At 37.7% G+C, this 21899-nt stretch carries 21 protein-coding genes and 1 pseudogene; 5 read left to right on the plus strand and 17 right to left on the minus strand.

What is annotated here, in order from left to right:
- Window positions 1–683 precede the first annotated feature (683 nt).
- From DXB73_RS00005 to DXB73_RS00030, 6 genes are all read right to left on the minus strand, one after another.
- Window positions 684–1409, minus strand: a complete 726-nt coding sequence (locus tag DXB73_RS00005) for a response regulator transcription factor (protein WP_022024839.1) — start codon at window positions 1407–1409, stop codon at window positions 684–686.
- Window positions 1402–3375 carry a DUF4118 domain-containing protein gene (locus tag DXB73_RS00010; RefSeq protein WP_118689742.1) on the minus strand — a complete coding sequence of 658 codons (1974 nt, stop codon included), beginning with the start codon at window positions 3373–3375 and terminating at the stop codon, window positions 1402–1404. The genes DXB73_RS00005 and DXB73_RS00010 overlap by 8 nt, the downstream gene beginning before the upstream one ends.
- Complete coding sequence (locus DXB73_RS00015) at window positions 3359–3700, minus strand: hypothetical protein (RefSeq protein WP_118689743.1); 342 nt, start codon at window positions 3698–3700, stop codon at window positions 3359–3361. Before DXB73_RS00015 ends, DXB73_RS00010 begins: the two co-directional genes overlap by 17 nt.
- Before the next feature lie 37 nt (window positions 3701–3737).
- Window positions 3738–4385, minus strand: coding sequence for a TrkA family potassium uptake protein (locus DXB73_RS00020; RefSeq protein ID WP_118689744.1), 648 nt, complete (start codon window positions 4383–4385; stop codon window positions 3738–3740).
- An 18-nt stretch (window positions 4386–4403) separates the two neighbouring features.
- A complete protein-coding gene (locus DXB73_RS00025) occupies window positions 4404–5741 on the minus strand; it encodes a potassium transporter TrkG (protein WP_118689745.1) in 1338 nt (445 codons plus the stop codon).
- Between the two features lie 134 nt (window positions 5742–5875).
- Complete coding sequence (locus DXB73_RS00030; RefSeq protein ID WP_118689746.1) at window positions 5876–7078, minus strand: helix-turn-helix domain-containing protein; 1203 nt, start codon at window positions 7076–7078, stop codon at window positions 5876–5878.
- Between the two features lie 134 nt (window positions 7079–7212).
- Between DXB73_RS00030 and DXB73_RS00035 the strand changes: the two genes are divergently transcribed.
- The 3 genes and pseudogenes from DXB73_RS00035 to DXB73_RS14745 form a co-directional block, all read left to right on the plus strand.
- Window positions 7213–8916, plus strand: a complete 1704-nt coding sequence (locus DXB73_RS00035; protein ID WP_118689747.1) for a methyl-accepting chemotaxis protein — start codon at window positions 7213–7215, stop codon at window positions 8914–8916.
- Window positions 8917–9072: 156 nt separating this feature from the next.
- On the plus strand, window positions 9073–9219 hold the full coding sequence (locus tag DXB73_RS14740; RefSeq protein WP_243103969.1) for a transposase: 147 nt from the start codon (window positions 9073–9075) through the stop codon (window positions 9217–9219).
- A pseudogene (locus DXB73_RS14745) lies at window positions 9218–9415 on the plus strand (IS256 family transposase); the annotation flags it as partial. The gene DXB73_RS14740 and the pseudogene DXB73_RS14745, both read left to right, overlap by 2 nt.
- A 184-nt stretch (window positions 9416–9599) precedes the next feature.
- Here DXB73_RS14745 and DXB73_RS00045 read toward each other — a convergent pair.
- From DXB73_RS00045 to DXB73_RS00090, 10 genes are all read right to left on the minus strand, one after another.
- A complete protein-coding gene (locus DXB73_RS00045; RefSeq protein WP_118689748.1) occupies window positions 9600–9815 on the minus strand; it encodes a PF20097 family protein in 216 nt (71 codons plus the stop codon).
- Window positions 9816–9854: 39 nt separating this feature from the next.
- Window positions 9855–9995, minus strand: coding sequence for an alpha/beta hydrolase-fold protein (locus DXB73_RS15030; protein WP_118690026.1), 141 nt, complete (start codon window positions 9993–9995; stop codon window positions 9855–9857).
- Window positions 9996–10551: 556 nt separating this feature from the next.
- On the minus strand, window positions 10552–10989 hold the full coding sequence (locus DXB73_RS00055) for a GNAT family N-acetyltransferase (protein WP_118689749.1): 438 nt from the start codon (window positions 10987–10989) through the stop codon (window positions 10552–10554).
- A gap of 32 nt (window positions 10990–11021) precedes the next feature.
- Window positions 11022–11498, minus strand: coding sequence for a GNAT family N-acetyltransferase (locus DXB73_RS00060; RefSeq protein WP_118689750.1), 477 nt, complete (start codon window positions 11496–11498; stop codon window positions 11022–11024).
- A gap of 35 nt (window positions 11499–11533) precedes the next feature.
- A complete protein-coding gene (locus DXB73_RS00065) occupies window positions 11534–12109 on the minus strand; it encodes a hypothetical protein (RefSeq protein ID WP_118689751.1) in 576 nt (191 codons plus the stop codon).
- A gap of 185 nt (window positions 12110–12294) precedes the next feature.
- Window positions 12295–12840 carry a helix-turn-helix domain-containing protein gene (locus DXB73_RS00070; RefSeq protein ID WP_118689752.1) on the minus strand — a complete coding sequence of 182 codons (546 nt, stop codon included), beginning with the start codon at window positions 12838–12840 and terminating at the stop codon, window positions 12295–12297.
- A 170-nt stretch (window positions 12841–13010) separates the two neighbouring features.
- Window positions 13011–13682 (minus strand): ABC transporter ATP-binding protein, encoded by a 672-nt coding sequence (locus DXB73_RS00075; RefSeq protein ID WP_118689753.1) that lies wholly within the window; start codon window positions 13680–13682, stop codon window positions 13011–13013.
- Entirely contained in the window at window positions 13679–16588 is a 2910-nt protein-coding gene (locus DXB73_RS00080; RefSeq protein WP_118689754.1) for an FtsX-like permease family protein, read from the minus strand. The genes DXB73_RS00075 and DXB73_RS00080 overlap by 4 nt, the downstream gene beginning before the upstream one ends.
- A 321-nt stretch (window positions 16589–16909) precedes the next feature.
- Window positions 16910–18205 carry an MFS transporter gene (locus DXB73_RS00085; RefSeq protein ID WP_118689755.1) on the minus strand — a complete coding sequence of 432 codons (1296 nt, stop codon included), beginning with the start codon at window positions 18203–18205 and terminating at the stop codon, window positions 16910–16912.
- A 133-nt stretch (window positions 18206–18338) separates the two neighbouring features.
- Window positions 18339–19259 (minus strand): YafY family protein, encoded by a 921-nt coding sequence (locus tag DXB73_RS00090; RefSeq protein WP_118690027.1) that lies wholly within the window; start codon window positions 19257–19259, stop codon window positions 18339–18341.
- 246 nt (window positions 19260–19505) lie between these two features.
- On the opposite strand from DXB73_RS00090, the gene DXB73_RS00095 reads away from it, so the two are divergent.
- Window positions 19506–19949, plus strand: a complete 444-nt coding sequence (locus tag DXB73_RS00095) for a MarR family transcriptional regulator (protein ID WP_118689756.1) — start codon at window positions 19506–19508, stop codon at window positions 19947–19949.
- Window positions 19946–20653: a DUF6198 family protein gene (locus tag DXB73_RS00100; RefSeq protein ID WP_118689757.1), complete on the plus strand. Its 708-nt coding sequence runs from the start codon at window positions 19946–19948 to the stop codon at window positions 20651–20653. Before DXB73_RS00095 ends, DXB73_RS00100 begins: the two co-directional genes overlap by 4 nt.
- A 117-nt stretch (window positions 20654–20770) precedes the next feature.
- On the opposite strand, the gene DXB73_RS00105 is transcribed toward DXB73_RS00100, so the two are convergent.
- Complete coding sequence (locus tag DXB73_RS00105) at window positions 20771–21892, minus strand: 5-methyltetrahydropteroyltriglutamate--homocysteine S-methyltransferase (protein WP_182448152.1); 1122 nt, start codon at window positions 21890–21892, stop codon at window positions 20771–20773.
- Between the last annotated feature and the right edge of the window lie 7 nt (window positions 21893–21899).

A 21899-nucleotide genomic window follows, 5' to 3' on the forward strand; every position in this document is an offset into this window, starting at 1 on the left:
TTTTCAATTTTCAACATCCACATTTTTTATTATACAGGAAGCTCCTTTTCTGCATAAAAAAAAGTGTATACTTACCTCATAAGCTGGACTTACGCTGATAAGCTACACACTTTTAACTGCATGATATATTTTCATAATGTGCGACAGCAGGTGCACAAAAAAAAGAGTAGTAAAACTGGATTTACGCTAGTCTGCTACTCGTTTACCAGTATTATATTTTTCTTTTTCGAAAAAGTCAAACAAAAATTTTCTTGCATTTTTTCTCTTTTATACATTATAATAGGCACGAAATAAAAAACATTATATATTCAACCTGCATCCATTCTCTATGTGCAAAGCCAGTGCAATAAAACGGAACTTGTGTGCTTTAATAAAATCATTACCTGCAACATTCTCATTCATAAACTTTTGGAAGTCTTACCGGAAGAATTTTTCCCACTACCAGGGTGGATCAGGGACTTTCTCCCATTAGAAACGTTCTCCGCTAGGCGCACCCCCAAAAAAAGGGAAGCGAAAACGCTTCCCTCTGAATAACCACTGGCAGTTTGCTTGAACATTTCTGCTCATACCAAAAGCATATGACTTAATCCTCATACTGGATATGACAACATCATCTCAGATATTGTGCCACGCAACTAATAGAAGTAAAAATTTGAGCATATACTCGAACAAGAAACTACTTCTTAGCTGTTTGTCTCATGCTCTGTTTTCTCAATTCTAAGCATACGATATCCAATACCAATATGCGTCTGGATATATTTTTCCCCGTTTTTCTCAGGTTCTAGTTTTTTCCGCAGTGTTGCCATAAAAACCCTAAGAGAAGCGACATCATTTTCCAAACATCGTCCCCAAATCCGCTGGGTAATATAGGTATGTGTCAGTACCCTGCCCACATTGCGAGATAAAAGGCAGAGCAGCTTATACTCTATGGGCGTCAAATGTAGTTCTTCTCCCTTCAGATATGTGCAGCCGGCAGTATAATCTATCTTTAATTCCCCATTTTCAAAAATAGAGGTTTCCAGCTGATCCCCTGTCTGTGTTATAGCAAGCCTCCTTTGAGTGACACGGATACGTGCAAGTAATTCCTCTACTGAAAATGGTTTTGTAATGTAATCATCAGCCCCTGCATCCAATGCTTCTATTTTATCCGTATCCTCACTTCTGGCACTGATCACAATAATCGGCATATTCGACCATGTCCGAATTTTCTTTATTACCTCTACTCCTTCTAGATCCGGGAGACCCAGATCCAGAAGAACAATATCCGGATTATGAGACGAAGCTTCCAGAATAGCTGAAGATCCGTTTTCTGCTGCCAGATATTTATAATCATGTGTTTTTAATGTAGTAATGATCAGGTTACGTATGGGCCTGTCATCCTCAACCACAAGTATTAATGCTTTATTCATTTAATGTCACCTCACTTAATGGTAATGTAAAAATAAAATTGCACCCATGGGGAGCATGATCCGTAAGGATCAGAGTTCCGTTATGTGCTTCTATGATAGAATGGCAAAGTGCCAAACCAAGTCCCAGACTCCGATGACTATCTGCAACTGTTGTTTTTCCTGTATAAAACATCTCAAAAATATGTGACTTCATTTCTTCCGGAATTCCAGGTCCATTATCTTCTACACTTATCTGTGCTTTCCCCTCTGTTTTGATTCCCCGAATGCAGATTACGGAACCTGGCAGCGTATATTTTATTGCATTATCAATTAAATTTACCAGAACCTGTATAATAAGCTGTACATCCATACGTACAAGAACAAGTTCTTCACAGTCTGTCATAATTTTATAATCATCATGTTTCCGGCTTATATGCCGAAGTGACTCCGCAATCACTTCATCCAAAAGCTGATCCGTAAATTTAAATTTCAATCTTCCATCATTCAACCTGGTAATGGAAAGAAGATTCTCCACAACTCCGATCAGCCATTCGGAATCATCATAGATGTCGGTGTAAATCTGATGCCTAGTAGCTTCGTCCAAGCGTTCGCTGTTGCCAAGGAGCATATCTGCATTGCCGGAAATGGAACAGAGCGGGGTCCGAAGATCATGAGAGATTGCACGGAGAAGATCTGCACGGAGCTGCTCATTTTTGGCTAAAATCGCATTTTTCTCTTTTTCCATAGCGTTTTGTGCGTTCTCCATAGCAAGTGCACATCCATTTATCACAGAAAGCAGAATACTGTATTCATAAGAATCCAGTGTTTCTTTTTGCATCGGTATCCCAATTACGCCATAAACATTATTCCCACTTCGAATTGCCAGATATAAACATTTGGCCTGGGGAAAATGATGTGTGGATACACCGGCACGCTGTCTGTTTTCATAGGTCCATCTGGCTACATCCTGCTCTTCTTGCGTCAAAAAATCATCCGAATTTTCTTTTTCCCCAGAGAAAAGTTTCCCCTCTGATAAAGTTCCATTTTTCACAATATACGCTGTAATATTGCGGTTTAATAAGCGAATCAACTGTGTACAGGTAACTCCAAGAATCTCCGTTTCTCCTTTTTCCCTTTGCAGCAGGCGATCTGTGTCAAACAGAATCTGTGTACGAAAGGCAAGCTGCGCGGACAGTTTTGCATGTGTTTTCAGCTTTGCCGCAAGTGTTCCTGTAAGCACAGACGAAATAAGCATGATAAGAAATGTTACCGGATATCCCACCGCATACGTCTGAAAAGACATTCTCGGCTCTGTAAGAAAAAAACAAAATAAAAATACACTTAAAAAAGACCCGGCTATGCTGCAAAAATATCCATCTGTCACGATTGAAGTAATCAAAACCCCAAAAATGTATATAGTTACAATATTTGTATCCGTGAAATTCAGCTTTTGAAATAATAGACCGATTAAAGTACATACTACAAATATAAAAGCTGTTAAGACATAGTCTTTTACAGATGGTTTTTCCGCAAGTTCTGTAAATGATCGTTTCGAATAGGTTCTATTTTTCACCGCATCCTGAACTATATGAATATCAATGTCCGGTATAATTTCAATTAGCTTTTCCGTCAAAGTTGATTTGCTGAAAAAGTGATTTCGTCTGGCATTGCTTTGTCCTATAACAATTATTGTAACACCGGAAAGTCTGGCATATTCTGCAATCTGCACGGGCACATTTTCCCCATGGGTCATTACTATTTCTGCCCCAAGTGTTTCCGCATACCGGATATGTTCTCCCAGCTTTTCTTTATCCATGGCTTCTGCTTTTGTACCAGTCTGCACATACAGAGCCGTAAAATGCGCCTGCAGTGCATTTGCCATCTTTGCTGCTGTATCTATTATTTTTAGATTCGAGGGTGCTGCGGACAGACAAACAAGAATATGGTCATCTGCCTTTTGAGTATCATCTTCAATTTTCTGATTCATCCTTCCAATCCCCTTTTTCTAACGTTTTGGAAATTATATCATTCGACTGCGTTATAGTCAAAATCTTTTCTGCCTCTTCAGCCTGTCCATCAAAAATGATAATTTTCGCTTCTTTATATTGCCTTTTACACTCGTGAACCTCTTTTAGCAATTCATTATCTGAAAGAGTGTTCAAAAACAGTATCTTTAATCCTGTCTGCTTTCTTTCCGGTTTATCTTTGACCGTTTCCTGGATGGCATCAAAAAACTGATCTATTTTATTGGCAATATAAAAGCAAAAACCAAACATACAAAACACAGCAACCGCTAACATTCCCTGTACCATTACCATCACCTCTTTACCAGTCTATCCGGCAACTTAATTATATACGGAAGCATTTCTGAAGTGCCCTGTATTCTCCTAACACCAGTATTTTATTATTCTCTGCTAAATACGTATCCGGGGAAATTGCAATACTAAATTCCCCTTCATCCTTTACTGCCAGGATATTAATGTTATAACGTTTCCTGACATCCAGCTCACCCACTGTCTTTCCAGCCCATCCTTCTGGCACTTCTACCTCAAAGATCGCATTGGACGCATCTACCTCCATATAGTCAAGGATATGGTCATCTGTGTAACGGATAGAGGCCCATTTTGCAACCTGTTTTTCGGGATAAACCACTTTATCGGCACCATTACGTAAAAGAAATTTTTCCTGAACATCACGTTCAGCCCTGGAGATTACCAGTTTGGCTCCCAATTCTTTAAGAAGTGACGTTGTTTCAAGGGAATTTTGGAAGCTTCCCCCAATGGCCACAAAACAAATATCATAGTTTCCAATCCCAAGAGAGCGCAAAAATTCCGCATTAGTGCTGTCACCGATTTGTGCATTGGTCACAAACGGCAGTACCTCGCCCACCCTTTCTTCATTCCAGTCAACCGCCATAATTTCATGTCCCAGCTGGCTTAACTGCATAGCAATATGCTTTCCAAATCTTCCAAGTCCAACAAGCAATACATTCTTCATAATTCTATCTCTCTCCTTCTATCCAACTGTAATCTTCTCCATGGGCAGTTTTGCATTCCCCTTGCTTCTTCCGGAAAACACCGCATATATCAAAGTCAGACCGCCCACACGTCCCAGATACATAAGTATAACCAGCACGGTTTGCGAAAAAACATGCAGTCCCGGTGTAATCCCCAGTGTCAGTCCTACCGTGCCTACAGCTGAAGCAGCTTCATACAGACAATCTAAAAGTGGAAGACCTTCGTATACACTGATTGCGATTCCACCGCAAAAAAACATGGTAAAATAAAGCATAGCTATCGTTGCTGCATTTTTTATCACATAATGTTCCAATCTTCTTCCAAAAGCCTCTACGTTTTCCTGGCTTCTAAATGTCGCAATCGCATTTAAAATAAGCACCGTGAAGGTTGTCGTTTTCATTCCACCTGCTGTAGAACCCGGTGAACCACCTACTAACATCAACAGGATCATAACAGCTTTTGAAGCCTCACTCATCTTTGAAATATTTATCGTGTTAAATCCAGCTGTCCTTGTCGTTACCGATTGGAACACCGCAGCTAACAGGCGTTTTCCTGCGGATAAATTTTTTAGATCACAGACAAAGAAAAAAACTGTAGGTATTAAGATCAGGCCTGCAGTAGTCATCAGAATAATCTTGCTTTGCATACGGTAACGTTTAATGTTCAGTTTATTCGTATAAATATCATCCCAGGTGAGAAAACCAATCCCTCCTACAATGATCAACAGCATAATTCCCACATTTACATGGACATTTCCAGAATACCCGGTCAACGAAGGAAAGGGATTGTCAGCCGTCCCCAGAATATCAAACCCGGCATTACAAAAAGCAGAGATTGAATGAAACACTGACATCCAGATTCCCTTTCCGCCATAATCAGAGAAAAAAGCCGGCAGTAACAACAGCGCTCCTGCAGCCTCTATCAGAAATGTTCCCTTTAAGATAAATCTTGTCAGTCTGACAATTCCGCCCACTTTAGGTGCTGATATCGCATCCTGCATGGTGCTTCTTTGCATAAGAGATATTTTTTTCCCAGAAAGAAGGGAAACAGATGCTGCCACCGTTACCACGCCAAGTCCGCCAATTTGTATGAGTACAAGAATAATCGTCTGTCCTGCCACGGACCAGTAGCTTCCAGTATCCTTCACAACAAGGCCTGTCACACATACTGCGGAAGTAGCTGTAAAAAGGGCCTCATGAAATGGAGTTGATACTTTATCTAAAGTAGAAAATGGAAGCATCAGCAGAACGGTTCCCAAAAGGATCACTCCTGCAAACCCCAGAATAATTAACTGAAAGGATGTCAGATGTTTTTTCTTATATGTTTTTTCTAACATAAATAATCAGCACTCCTTCTTATTGATTCTAAATACTGCTATCTTTGTGCTGATTTTATTATATATAGTTGCTTTCAAAGATGGTATAAAAGTCTCTAATTCGGTATTAAGATTGTATAAAGATTTAACATATGTCAGTTCGTGTTTTTCTCACGGTATTCCTTAGGTGAAATAGAAGCATATTTCCGGAAGACACGCGAAAAATGTCCGGGCGAAGAAAAACCAAGATGAAGACTGATAGCAGTTAGAGATTGTTTCGTGTAACGGAGCAGATGTTTGGCTTCATCTATTTTTTTAGTAAGAATAAAATCTGTTAAAGTAACATTGCTTTCAGCCTTAAAACGTTTCGAAAGATAAGACCGGCTCATAAAAAATTCTTTTGACATTGCTTCTACGGTAATTGCCTCTGACATATGACGGTTAATGTAATTCGATACATCTAAAATAAGGTGCGATGCTTGTGTTCCTTTGTATAGTTGATTTACTCGTTTTGCAAAGTCTATGACCATAAGACGACCAAGATTATTGATCCGATTGCAATCATCTAGTAATTCACACATAAGAATGTAGTTATCAATTAGTGTAAAAGCATCGTCAGGATTCATACCACCCTGGATTGCTGCACGTGAAGCAAGTGTTGCAATGGCAACAAATGAATTTTTAAAAAAGCGCAGATGGTTACTTTCCATTACATCTTTCTTGAATATCGGTGAATTTTCAAGTAGATTCGATATAGAAATGTAATCTCCTTTTCGAATCATATTCATAAAATTTTCTTCCAGATCATACGTACTGTGGAATATTATATCCTGCTCAGAAAGCTTATCCGAGAGAGAATGGTCTGTTCCATGACGGCTTGTTTTTTTTGCAAAATGCTCCTGTAAGGAATCATCAATAAAAATATCTTCAAGAGAACATTTTTCATTGTTTAGTATATAATTTAAAAAGCACATGATCTGCATAAGATTTTCAAAAGGTATGTGTTTAATTTCCTGCATGGCAATTATAAATTCATCAATATCTTCTTTTGGAATATCTAATTGAATTGCTAGTTCCAGCAGATTTGAAGCAGTGCTGGAAACTTGTTTTGTTGGTCCGATCACAAATTTATATTCATTAGAATTGACAATGCCATAGCAACTGAAATTATCTGTCAGCAAATAACCGATGTGATCAGAGATTTTAAGAATATCTGACTGATGTATGGAAATGGGATCTTTTATAAAATGAGTTATAGAATAATAAAAAATAAGTTCATTGTTTTTATAAATATGTACTGGAACTCCGGAAAAATCACCTATCATTGTGGCGATATAATTGTAATCAGCAAATTTCATATTAGATGCCTCCTAATGCATTTTCGACACAATTATATCATTTGTAAACACAATTCTGCAAGAAATATATATATGAGAATGATAAAATCTTGCAGAATTAAGAATACAAACTATAAGAAAGGAACTAGAGAATAATGTACACTAAATTTTTTAAGACAAAAATCGAAAATATGCAGTTACGAGAAAGAATAGGCTACGGATATAAAAAAGTAATTATAATGATGCTTATTTCTGGAATACTTTCTATTGCAGCGATAGGCATGTTGCTTGCAAGTCTTGTACATTATGTTAATAAAATTAATACTTCTGATATAGCTGTTAAGATGTGCAGAGTGGATGTAAATGCTGCAGCAAGAAATGTGAGAGAAATGGCACTAAAGGATGACACATCATCTTATACTAGTTATGAACAGACCATAGCAAACTTACTTGACGATATTGATTCACAGCTGAAAATAATAAAAAGCTCGGGCATTGTTTCAAAGAAGAAGTATGAGGAATATGCAACAGCCTTATCTGATTGGGAAACTATATGTTCATCTATTTTGAATGAGATCAAATCGGGACAGAAAGAGAAAGGGATTGAGGATATTCTTACAAAATGTACTCCTGCATTAAATAAATTGGTAAATCTTGCTCTAGAACTAGATGATTTTACTGATAACGTCAGCAACGAGGCAGTAAGAAACACCATACTTTATGCTGTTGTAGGCATTATTTGTATTATTTTCTTTTTAACTTTGGCATGGATCAGTTCAAGAAAAACGAGCAAGAAAGTTCTTTACAGTATTTTAGAGCCTTTACATGCCATTGAGGATGTTGCAAAAGAATTAACAGAGGGAAACTTGCATAGTACGTTAGATTATCGTTCAGAAGATGAAATTGGACGATTGGCACATAGTATGCGTAAATCTATTCGGATTCTTGGTTCATATGTAGATGATATTGATCGTGCGATGAAACTGTTTTCAGAAGGAAATTTTGATGTGCAGCCTAATGTAGAATGGAAGGGCGACTTTATTGGAATTTTACACTCTTTTATGGATTTTGAAAAAAGTATGGCGAAGATGGTAAAAGGGATACAACAAGCTTCCAATCAGGTGTCAGGTGGCGCAGGACAGGTGTCAGCAGGGTCAACAGAGTTGGCGGATGGAGCTACGAATCAGGCAGCATCCGTAGAAGAATTGACGGCAACAGTTGAGAATGTTTCAGAACAGGTAAGACATAATTCAGAGACAGCCAGCGAAATAAGTACAAAGGTAGTGGAACTAGGAGATCATATTTTAGAAAATGATTCTAAGATGCATGAGATGGTTCAATCCATGCTTGAAATCAAGGATTCATCTATGCAGATAGATAAGATTATTGAAACAATTAATGATATTGCATCGCAGACGAATCTTCTTGCATTAAATGCTTCCATTGAAGCAGCAAGAGCCGGAGAAGCAGGAAGAGGATTTGCAGTTGTAGCTAATCAGGTGAATCAGCTGGCAGATCAAAGTGCACAGGCAGTAAAAGAATCGGCTGCTTTAATTAAAACATCTGTCAATGCTGTCGGAAAAGGAGTCTTGCTTGCAGAAGAGACTGCCCAACAGCTTGAAGAAATCGCAAAAAGTTCGAAAATGATTACCGAAGAAGTATCAGGAATTGCAGATACACTTGCAACCCAGACAGAGGAAATCCAGCAGATAAATGTAGGAATCGAACAGATTAATGATGTTGTACAAAGCAATTCGGCAACTTCTGAAGAGTGTGCTGCAGCAAGCCAGGAAATGAATAACGAAGCAGAACATTTACGTGATATGATACGCGAAATCAAAGTGGCCAAATTTGAATAGAAGAACGAAATGATTCATTTCGCGAGACCGTTTCTAGTTTGTGTAAACCTTCAAACTGATGTAAGATAACATTACTCAGTTTGGAGGTTTTTTATTATGACAAGAAGAAAAAGTGATTCACCACAAAAAGCAGCAATGCGCACCAGTTATGAGGATATGGACATTGCAATACCCAGGGACCGCAAAGGGGAGTATGAACCGCAGCTGATACCAAAATATCAGAATACAGTCACTCAGGACATGGAAGAAAAGATCATATCTATGTATGCAAATGGATGCGATCCACTATCACGTCCGCAGTGAAGGATTCAACCGGCAGCTGCGTAAGGTCACCAAAAGCAGGACTGTATTTCCAAGTGGTGACAGCCTCTTAAAAATGCTCTATCTGGCTACCATGGACATCACTAAAAAATGGACCGGACGCCGCAGGGACTGGTCCCAGATACGAGCCCAGCTGGAGATCTATTTTGAAGAACGGCTGGAAAAAGCAGAATTCTAGGGAAATCTATTTGACATGAGCATTTATACCTGTATAATGCAGATAGAGCAGAGAGCCAAAATCTGGTCTCTGCTCTTAGTATAACTATCAATAAAATCTTATGTCAGTTTTTTGAGTTTACACAAAACTTGAAACGGTCTCCTTGAAACGGTCTCCTGCTCTAGGTTTTAGCGTCTTGTCACTCTCAGTAATTAATCACTATCTTTCTACATTCTTGGCAGCAGTTTGCTTCCACTCTTGTCCTGTGACCTGGCTTGAGTTTTGTTATCTCTACAAAACCATCTGCGTTTTTTGCGTTTTCGAAAACGCCCGGTACTTCATTTGCAAAGCTGAAAGCTCCGTCCTTACTGCTAAAGAAATATCCTTTTCTCATTTCCTTACCACATTTTGAACATTTCATCTTTTAATCCTCCTGTGCCTGTGCTTTCTTTTGCTCTTTCTAATTGTGATATACACAGCCAATTCCATGAAGCAGATAAAGCACAGGATATTTTTTATCCTTAGAATATTGGGGAGGAGTGTATACATATACCTCCCTCTTCTCCCCAATTACCCTAGAATAATAATGTATTTTTTTCATTTTACCCTTTGATGCACTCCGCTCCTTTGTATATGCATCCAGATCTCTTTTAAAATAGGCTTCAAAATCCTCTTTCCGCCCGCTCTGCCTTGCAATGCTCCAGGAAGCAGCCGAAGGAATCGTGAGCAAAATATCAGATTATGCTCTGCGATCAGGGCCATTTTGTGACGTCTGCGGCACAAATAGCCGTGTATAAAAATTCTGCATCAGCCGTATTTTTAACACTATTCTCCTCCAAGCAAAGAATAAACGACTGTTCACATCTCAATAGTAGTAAACGGTCGTTTATTTGTCAAGAGTTTTATCTTTTTCTCCCTTCTTTATGCATGTGAAAATTTCGGAAAATAAAGTTTTTCCTTCTCGATACTTTTTAGTTGCTCCCCGAAATAAAACAGCCTGTAATCATCGGATCCATCATATTTCTCCGCCTCGCACATATCCATGTCCTTCAGATCCGGCACGAAACCAAGCCGACATTTATGATATTCCGGAGCATGGAAGCCCCTCTACAATATATAATCTCGTCATTACTGCTCCTCCCTCTACTTCTTTATACTCATGTATCAATTCTGACGATTTCCGCCAACGCTTTATTACGGTAAATCAAGTCTTCTCTTACCGTAAATCCCTGCTTTTTCCAAAACATATTGCCTGTATCATTTCGATCAAACACTACCAAAGCCACCTTGTGAATTTCAAGTTCGACCATTGCCTTTTCTACATGCTCTACTAAACTTGCAGCAATCCCCTGTTTTCTATAATCCGGGTGTACCGCCGTATGATAGATATATCCTCGCCTGCCATCATTTCCCGCTAAGATTACACCAACAATTTCTTGATCTTCTGCCACAAAACAGGTGTCCGGATTTCTTCTCAGGAACTTCTCAATGCCTTCTTTGGAATCATCCAGGTTATTGAGTCCCATACCAGCACATGACATCCATAACTGATACACTTTTTCATAATCTTCTATTACCATTTTTCTAATCTTCATGTTTTCTGTCCCTTTCTAATATTACTCAATTTTTAAATTGCATTATTCCGTATCATTTTGAACATTCCTGGTTCTACGCTCCGTTTTGGCTCTCGCAAACCAAGGTCACCCGGATCTTGTGCGACATCCCACTCACATGCTCTTTCCTCAAACCCATGCTTTTTATAAAATCCAACTGCTTCTTTCGTACTGATCAGTTCCAGACTGACCGCCCAATCCTCCGGCTTGTGCTCCAATAAATACTTCTGCAACTCCATAAGCAACATTTGCCCAACACCTTTTCCCTGATATTCGGGCAAGACAGCAAAATCTTTTATGTAAAATGACATGCCGCCATCTCCGATAACCCTAACCATACCGATTGCCTTTTCTTCTTCGTATGCCACAAACGAAGCTGCTATATTTTTCAAGGCACATTCCACCTGTTCTCTGCAAGGTGGCTCCCAGCCAACTGATGTATATAGTTCAAGAAACACATCTGTTGTTAGTGTATTTACCTTTATTTTCATGCTATCTCCATTCCGCTCTTAACGAGCAATACCCTCTATTCCGGTACTTTATTCTTGCCCTCTAACACTTCAGCACCATAACCGCATAGAAATGAGCAGACAATAAACATAACGCCCACAATGATAGAGGCCTCATTATCAAAGCTTAAGTCTGTCCATTCATCTGCCGTCACATTCATAAAGCCGTTCATGATTCCCTGTACGATTTCCGCTAAAACCACGCATCCTGTTGGGATAGCTATCGCCATGATTCCAAGTCTTCTCAATTCTCTTGCTCCTGTCTCAGTAAATGGTGTTCCTGCCATCAGGGCATTACAAAAATAAAGCTCTGCGAACTTTGCAAGTACAGCCTGACCAATACATACAATCAGCCATGTCACCAAAGTCGCACTGATACTGTTCACATTATAAGCAGTAAAGTCTGCCAGCAAACCGTAAATGGTAACACCTCCGATTTTAAGAACCTTCCCACTTCCAAATAGATTGCTAAGCAGTCCCACAAGGCATCCACAAATACCTATGATTGAAAACACAAAAGCCACCTTGCTAAGTATTTTTCCTATTTTTGCAATCTTGCGTACTATCTTATAATTATTTGATTGATTTTCCAACTTAGCCTCCTTCCAGGTTACTACAGTTACAGGGTTACTCTACCGCAATTTAATTCCATTGTCGATGTACAGACAACTAACATACATAAAACTGATACCAAGATGCATAATAATTCAACAATTTCCTATTCTCCCTTCTCATCGTCATAAACAAAACGCAGAACCAATCCATTTTTCTTTTCGGATCAGCTCTGCGTCTCAGCGTCTGGCTCATTTACGATTTGTGTTTTATCAACAGGTGATGAAACTAATGTAATCTGTCTTGATACACTTGTTTTCGCAACTGGTTTTGACATGTATTTTGTTGCAACTTCATTCAGTTCTGTCAGAAATTTTATAAATTCCTCATCCGTCAATGTGAGCGTACAACTGGTAAGCATCAATAAATCCTTTTTCGGATTTGCATTACCGCTGGAGAAATACTTTGCAAATGCCGCACAGAGACTTAACAACGACATCTGAACAGCAGTCCCATTCTCATCGTCAACCTCTAATGCCTCCCTGTTCAATTGATACACATTTTCCACTGTTCCGCGAATCTTATTTTCCCCGATAACAATAATAAATGCATTATCATTCAATATTTTAATGTGACGATATAAACTGGCACTGGGAACATCCGGCAATGCTTTTTTTATTTCCTTTACAGTTCCTTTTTCGTGCACCAGTAAATATTGAATAATTCTCTGACGAACAGGATTCATAAAAACTTCTGCAATTTCTGTTTTCATTAAGTTTCTTCTCCTTTTATTCTCTATTTTGATTATATTCTCATTTTTGATAATGTCAAGTGTTATTTTTTTTGTATTTATTATCACTACAGAAAAGACGCAGATGAAAGCCAGTTAGTTATTTACTGGTAATCTTTCCCCTGCGTCTCTGGTGCTTCCATTATCACTGGTCATGACTCACAAATCATTCCATCCGATAGTTTAATAACATTTTCACATTTCATTGCAACATCCATATCATGCGTTACAATCACAACTGTTTTTTTCAATTGATGCATCTGGACAAAAATATCCATAATCTCTCCGGCAGTTTCCTGATCAACATTACCGGTTGGCTCATCTGCAAGTATCAGATCCGGATCATTGATTAATGCTCTTGCGATTGCGACACGCTGTTTTTGTCCACCTGAAAGTTCTGTTGGCAAATGCTTCTCTCTTTCTTCCAATCCTAACATGGAAATAAGAGAGTGATAATATTCCATATCTATTTTTTTCTTTGCAATTAATCGTGGAAGCAAAATATTTTCCTTCGCCGTGAGTTCGTCAATCAGTCTAAAATCCTGATATACAAACCCGACCTCCATATTGCGATATTTCGCCTGTTGCCCCGCATTATAATGGCTAATATCAGATCCCTTAAAGAAGATCTTCCCCTCTGTTGGCAGATCAAGTAACCCGATCATATTCATCAAAGTCGACTTTCCTGAACCGCTTTTCCCAATAATAGCGTAATTATGTCCCTGTTCAAGTTCTAAATCAATCGACTTTAATGCCTGGACCTGATTCTTTTTGCCTTTTCCATATACCTTACTTACATTTTCAATTTTAATCATAGCACTCATTCGCATTTATTCCTCCTTTCCTTTTGTCCGCATGTGCAGATAATAACAATTGTACCAATAATAAGTAATGAAACTGCTACACTTACCAATACTGTCTGTAGAAGATTACCATTCCATAAATCATACTTTGGAATGGCTTCCACCCACGGCTTGCTAAGTATGAGTGCATCATATGTATCATTCTCATACGCATTCCGCATCAAGTCGTTTGCATATGCTGCAATTCTGGAATACACCCACACAGGCAGTATACTGATGCATCCTCCAAAAAGACCTATTTTTCCAAATCTCATCCAAAGAAGAAGTCGTATTTTCCTTTTTGTCATTCCCAAATCATTTAATAACATTCTTTCTTTTTTCATGGAAAAAATATTCATGGATATCGTATTGCCCGCACTGAGAATGCTTAACAAAATTAACACAGCAAGCAACAGGTAAAAAATAGCCATCACTCTTTTGCTGATCATCTGTTTTTCCCGAAGTATACTAAACACATCTATTTGCGCCATATACTTAGCCTCGCTGACATATTTTGACCATGTCTTATCAAAGGATTTTAATGCAGTATCGTTGTATTTTTTCAGTGTAACTCCTACTCTGGTATAATTTTTATTAGGAAGTTTCCATTTTGTAAATGCATCTGTTGATGTTAGAACATTAACAGTGTTCACGCCATTATCGTCCTCAAAATAAAACGAATCCAAATCAGCATCAACCAGTACAATTCCACCTATCCTTACATCCAATGGAATCATTTTTTCAAAGCACAAAAATTCTTTTGTCACATTTTGCACGGTAACCTTATAACTGCTTTTTTGATTCTCGTATCCTTTTGGAATCTGTCCTAACATGCATTCTGTGCTCTCATCTAACGCCTTATCTCTTATAAAGTCTACCAATGGTAACTTGTCCCCCACCTTAAAGTAACTTGCCAGATCCTGATCCGTGACCATCAATAGAACTTCCTCTCCTGTTTCTATCTTCTTTCTGTCTATCTCTCCCGCAATAAGATTATTTTTTGCAAAAGACATCACTTCCTCAGTGGAGAGTCCGATGGTTGGCGTATGAAACACCTGCTTCTTTTTCAGATCTACACCCAGATACTTCAAATACTCAACACTTGCCAGCGCATCAATCTGATCATTCACAGAATCACTTATTGCTTCTGAAACTTCTGACTGTTGCATCAGCTTATTTGACAACATATCCGTCTTATTAACCACAAGAGCGGTAGAATAATCTACAATTGCCCCCTTTGCACTTTTAACATTCTCGTTTGATTTTAACTCTTGAAACATCTCCGTAGTTACTCCGCTATTATGCATATATTGTAAATAACCGGAATACACATCTACTGGTGACTGTTTCATATAGTAATCAAACCCCTTTATTCTTGCCTCTTTTAATTGAGCATCATAGTTGCCTGTATCGTCAGCAATCTTACATTGAAAAAATTGATATCCAAACACTGCCGAAACAAGCACAAGGCATATTATAATATTAGGCAGTATACGATACCTGATTTTGTCAATTCCCATGTAATGATTTAAAAGATAATAGAGATTTTTACACTCAAATTTTCTTTTCTTCTTTGTGACTTTCTTCATTTCATATTGTATTGGTTTCATACGAATTAACTGCACAAGGTTGATGATTGTAGCAACGACAACACTAACACCAACAACAAAAGCAGCAGTGGTATATGGGTTCCATGTCACCTTGTTAATATACGTAATATAAAATGAATCAAAATCAACCACAGATAGTAAATGTATATTTAATAAATCATTTGCGAGGCTGATAAGAAATTCATATCCCCATTTTCCACAAAAAATTCCTGCTAATATGGTCACTGCCAATACAATCAACATTTCCATACTATAAAACAGTGCAATCTTTTTGCTATTCATTCCCAGCCGAAGCAGAGTCCCATAGTAATCATACTTTCTACGGATATCCATACGAATCGAGTCAAATATCCCCACCAAAACCAGTATAAAAATTAACAGCAATAATACCGGCATAAGATACTTTGTATATCCATCGACTGATATATTTCCATTTTCCATACTGCTTGAAACAACATTTGCCAAACTATCTCCATTCGTATCTGCTCCCAGTATATTCGCTATGGTCCATTCTCTGCCAAAAGACCTGTCAGTAGTAATATGTAAGTCTGATAATAAATCAGAATCATCTAAATAGGACTGTACTACATTGGCAGAATTTTCCTTTTTTACTACATCCGCCAAAATATGTATTCCTTTTGGATTCTTTACTTCTTCCGGATAAATATATGCATATGGGAAATTTACATTGTTCATATTACTGGTAGAAAACATTTCTTCCGGATAAAATCTTGTATCATATGTTTCACCGGTATCCTGTTTTTGAACCTCTATAATTCCAACCAATGTATATGTTACATTTTCTGACGCATCATCGCATGTCAATTGAATCTTTTGTCCTAACTTTTCCGCCAAACCATTCGATTTTAACGTGATACGATCTATGCATATTTCCCCTTTTTTATTCGGGTACCTTCCTTTCACCGGATTAACATAATACATATCCTCTGTTTTTTGATCCTTAACCGCACCAACTTCAATACTATTTCCGGTTTCCAAAAAGCGATACTTTCCCTGATCAAAAACATACCCCAACTCCGAAAAACGATTGTCTTTTTCAATAACATCCTTTAATTTATCACTAACTTGACAGAAAGCAACATCATAATTGCCATAATCCGATAAAAGTGTATCTGCATATAGCAGCTTTCCTGTCCTCGTTAATAACAGGGAGATTACAATTGCAATAACCCCTAAAAAAATCGTGCAACCAAACAATGCAAAATTTCTTTTCGACTTTTTTATATCTGTTCTAATAAATCTCCAAAATAGCTTCATAAAATTCCTCCCCCAAAAATTTTATTGTAATAACTTATAGATTTAGTTTAAATAACTATTGTTTAAGATTCAATGTGATTTTTGTTTAAGATTTGTTTAAGATTTGCTCAAAATTTTCCCCGATAAAGTATGCCCTGTCAAGTTAAATACTATTATGACTATCTACATGTCTGATATACCATTTATACTCAAAGTTTTTTCATAATACTAATAAACTGCAACACTGCATCAAAGAAATCTCTTTCACAAAGTAACCTTCCGGGAATCCAGTTGTCAATATATTATTTTGTTGCATCTGTAAGCTGTGTATGACCGTCATGTCTACAATTGATCCAACTGTTTGATGGCAGGATTGCACTTCATAATCGTTAATGTGACAATTCCTATTACTCCTGCAATAACAAATATTAAGCCTATTCCGGAACCACTCTGCCGTCCAACAAGAAATGTTATCATATTTTGATGCAAAGACATCTTTTTCATAAATGGTTCAAAAATATAATCAGCCAGCATACCTCCCATTAAAAATCCTAATGGTGTTAATGCCTGTGTAATCATGCCTTGCAAAGAAAAAACACGACCTTGCATCGTTGTATCAACTTTTTCTCTTATAATAATTGTCTGATATGTATGATATATTGGACTTCCAAAGCATCCAATAAATACCACGATACACCACCACACGAGATTTCTTCCCATTCCAAACAATGTAATTCCAAGCAAACATAGATAACTGCCAAAATACATGACCGGCAATTTTTTATGAGGCTGCTTTAAGATAGACAATAGGACGCTTGCCACGATACAACCTATTGCCATAAACGAGGAAACAATTCCCACGATCGTTTCATTATTGTTTGTTCTCGCTAAAAGAAGTGGTGTGCACATACCATCAAAGGAAATTGCGCCTGTAAATTCCAAAATGCAATACATCACTAAAAGCATCAAAATTGATCGATTACCAGCTACAAAATTAATGCCTTCTTTCAACCCATCCCATATTTCTGAAATCAATGTCTGTTTACCCGAAGAAATTCCATCAGGTATCTCCACAACAAATAGTAATACTAAAAAAGCAACTAGGAAGGTGCTCAAATCAATTATCAAAATCCATTGCAAGCCCAATGTATTAAGAATGGTGGTTGCCAGAACTGGCTGAAATATACCAACTAATGCGCCCATTGTTGATTGAATCCCACCAATTCTTGCATAATCTTTTTGATCCACCAATAAGGTTACCGTAACTTGAGAAGCGGGATTTTGAAATGCATTCATAAATCCATTGATCACATTTACCAGACACAATACCCATAACTGTAAACATCCCAAAATATAACAACTCAAGAGAATGACAGAACCTGTTGCTGCAATCGAATCGCAAATAAGCATGATTTTTTTCTTATTCATTTTATCAGCAACCGCTCCACCGAAAAGACTTACAACGAGATATGGCACTGTACTGCATATTGCCAGTAAAGACGCCGACATCACCTGTCCACTATTAGAATACATCCAAATAACAGTTGCAAATCCAGTCATGGAAGTTCCTAATTCTGACACCATCTGGCTAATAAAAAAAATCATAAAATGATACATCTTATTTTTTGTTCTTTTCATAAGTAATTTCCCCTTTGATCTTCTACGACTTCGTTATCATAGTGATCAACCGGTTATCAGACGCATACATCAGTATTGGGCAGTCACTATGTTCACTTGCCTTTGCACCAATTATAGCATTTAATTACGACAACTAGCTGTCGTAATTAGACAAAAAATTTCTTGCCGTATCAATCAATTCCTTTTTATATTCCTCTGGTGCTACTACTTTTACACGATCTCCAAAACTTAATAAAAGTGCTTTCCATAATCGTTCCTTTGCTGGCACACCAATAAAAGTTCTACACACTCCATTCATCATTTTCTCTATTTGACAATCCGGAAAATATTCTTGTATTAAACCACTTTCCTGCTCTTGAAAGTGTACTTCAATATTTATACAAGTTTTGTAATAATTTTGTTCACTTTCTTTCATACGCTCTTCGATATCTCCATGATCTGTCATAGATTTTTTATTTAATATTTCAACATCTTTCATTCGCGCAACCTTAAAAGTATAATATTTCTCCTTTTCATCACGATACGCAAAAAGATACCATGCATACCATTTATAATGTATTGCTAAAGATTCAACTGTCAGATCAGATTCTTTTCCACTGGCATTTCTATAATGAAAAGAAATATATTTCTTCTCTGTTATCGCTTGTTCCAATGTTTTATTAACATTTTGAACCTGTTGATTCTCTTTTGTAACACCAAAATCCCAAAAAATCCTTTGCCCACCTTCTTTTCCGATGATGGAATTGTATTTTTCAATGATTGAGTCCAATGTATGATTCGTATAGGAAGTTGATAAAGTTTCCAGTGCCTTAATAATCATCTGTTGTTCATCATTTTTAATATTCGTATTTTTCAGTTTATATGTTGATAAAATAGAATAACCACCATTTTTTCCATTATCCGAATAAATAGGTATGCCACAAGACGCAATATTCACCATATCGCGCTGAATCGTCCGAACCGATACATCATATTTTTCAGCTAGGGTTTTCGCTGAAACCTTATCATGATTGAAAAGATAAATAATAATTCCAAGTATTCTATCAATTTTCATTTCTATTTCTCCCATTATAAATGTTGTTGTCCTTTCAGTATCATATCTACATACTGATTTACAAAGAACAACTTCTTGATGACTACATCAAAATTATACCAAATGAACTATTATCCTTCTACAAGAACTATTGAGCAATCCGCTTTTCAGATGATATCTTCACCTTCCAAGATTTGACATTCCTCTTTATATATTGTATATTAATTTAGCTTTCTAATAATTAGATTTCCAACAAAGGAGGGTGCTATGCAGGAAACACTTCATTATCTTTTAATGTCCGATCATTTTATGATACAAAAGGCTCTTGTATCAAGTGTGAAAGATACCGGATTGACACCAGGGCATCCTAAAATACTCGATTATCTGCTGCATCACGATGGAGCGATCCAGAAAGAAATCGCCATGTTCTGTCACATTGAGCCCGCATCTTTGACTACTATACTAAATGGCATGGAGAAAAAAGGCTATATCGAGCGAAAATCTGTTGAAAACAATCGTCGCTCGCTTCACGTATATCTCACCAAAACCGGAAGAGAATACGCTGACCGGCTTAACCTTGAATTTGCCAAAATTGAGTCTAAAGCATTAAAAGGATTCAGCGAAACAAGCAAGCAGCAATTATATGATCTGCTCGGTCGTATCTATCAAAATATGGTAAATATTAACAAGAAAGAAGGCACTAACAAATGAAACACTTAAACGTAAGACTTCCTATGTATTTTATTGGACTTTTCGTAATGACTGTCGGTATTGCGCTTTCCGTAAAATCTAATCTCGGCGTATCCCCAGTCAGTTCCATTCCCTATACGATAACCTGCGTCTGGGGGCTGGAAATGGGAAAGGCAACGATTCTTTTTCATATTACACTGGTGCTGATCCAGCTCCTGCTTTTGCGAAAAAATTTTAAGCCGGTTCAGTTGCTTCAGATTCCGGTTGGTATCGTATTTGGCTATTTTACTACTTTTTGTAATTATATGGTGTCTTTTCTCTCATCACCGGATAATATGCTAATTCGTATTATCATGTTATTTGCCAGCACCCTATTTATTGCATTTGGTATCTTTTTATATTTGCCGACAGATCTGATCCCACTTGCCGGAGAAGGTTGTATGCAGGCAGTCTCCACCGTAACACACATTGAATTTTCTAAAGTGAAAATTAGTTTTGACTGTGCAATGGTTCTTGTATCGGCACTTACCTGCCTCGCCATTTTACATAGTCTCGGAAGTGTGGGAATTGGTACCATCATTGCCGCCGTTCTGGTTGGAACACTGGTCGGACTTATCAATCGTGCATTTGCCAAGCAGCGTGATCAGTTGCTCGGCAAAACCACAGAGACAGTTTCCCCGGTCACAGAACCCACATCCCATTATATTCATAGGAATTGCGCATGATTTCGGACTGTCAGAAACTGCACGGATAATCGCTAATCTGTTTCAAAAGAAAATGGACATTTAAATAAGCCATTCTTCTTAAACGGGCTGTGATACGATATCACAGCCCACTTTTTGCTATTTCCAAACTTCTTCTGCAATTTCTTTTACCAGCTTAAGCTTTGCCCACTGTTCTTCCTCTGTGAGTTTGTTTCCAATCTCACATGATGCAAATCCGCACTGTGGACTTAGATATAAACGGTCCAATGGAATGTATTGTGCAGCCTGCTTGATTCTCTCTACGATTTCTTTTTTATTTTCCAGATCAGGTTTCTTGGTGGTAATGAGTCCCAAAACCACTTTTTTGTCCCCTGATATTTTTGCAAGCGGCCCAAATCCACCAGATCTCTCATCATCAAATTCGAGGTAATAGGCATTGACATTTTCTTCCCCAAATAACAGATCCGCCACACCATCATATGCACCTGAACTAAAAAATGTTGAGTGATAATTACCACGACACACATGTGTATTAATCGTAAGATCCTGTGGTGCTTCTGCCACAACATCATTATTAAGTTTTAGAATGATTCTCTTATATTTCTCTAACGCCTCTCCTTTTCTGCCCGTAAGTTCAACCGCTAACTCTGGGTTTACCATGCCACCCCATACGCAGTCATCAAACTGCAGATTTCGGCAGCCAGCCTCATAAAGTTCCTTGATAAACTCACCGTAAGCCTTAATGACATCCTCAGCAAATGCTTCCTCTGTGCCGTATATTTTCAAAGTGTCTTCCAAAAGCTGTGTTCCGGTAAAATAAGCATAAAACTGTCCCGGAGATGGTATTGTCTGTTTGGCAACGGTATTTTCATCTTCCAGTGCCTTTACAAATTTAAAATGTTCAACAAATGGGTGATTCTTTACGGAAATTTTTCCAACCATATAGGTATCGTCAATCATGGCAGCTTCCGCATCAAACGTGGTATTTCCATCTATTGTTTTTTTATGTTCGATCCCTTGAAATCCCCACATAAAATCCAAATGCCATGTTGCTCTTCTGAACTCTCCATCTGTGATCACATGATATCCGAGCTCTTTTATTTTGTTGACAAGTTGTATAATGCACTCATCTTCTACGCTCTTCAACTGTTCTGCACTGATTGTTCCGTCCTCATAATCTGCTCTTGCTTTCTTTAACTTTGCAGGTCTCAAAAAACTTCCGACATAATCGTATCTAAAAGGTGTTTTCAAATTACTCATCTTGTTC

It is taken from the genome of Clostridium sp. OM05-6BH (genome assembly GCF_003481635.1).
In the GTDB taxonomy this organism is placed as follows: domain Bacteria; phylum Bacillota; class Clostridia; order Lachnospirales; family Lachnospiraceae; genus Butyribacter.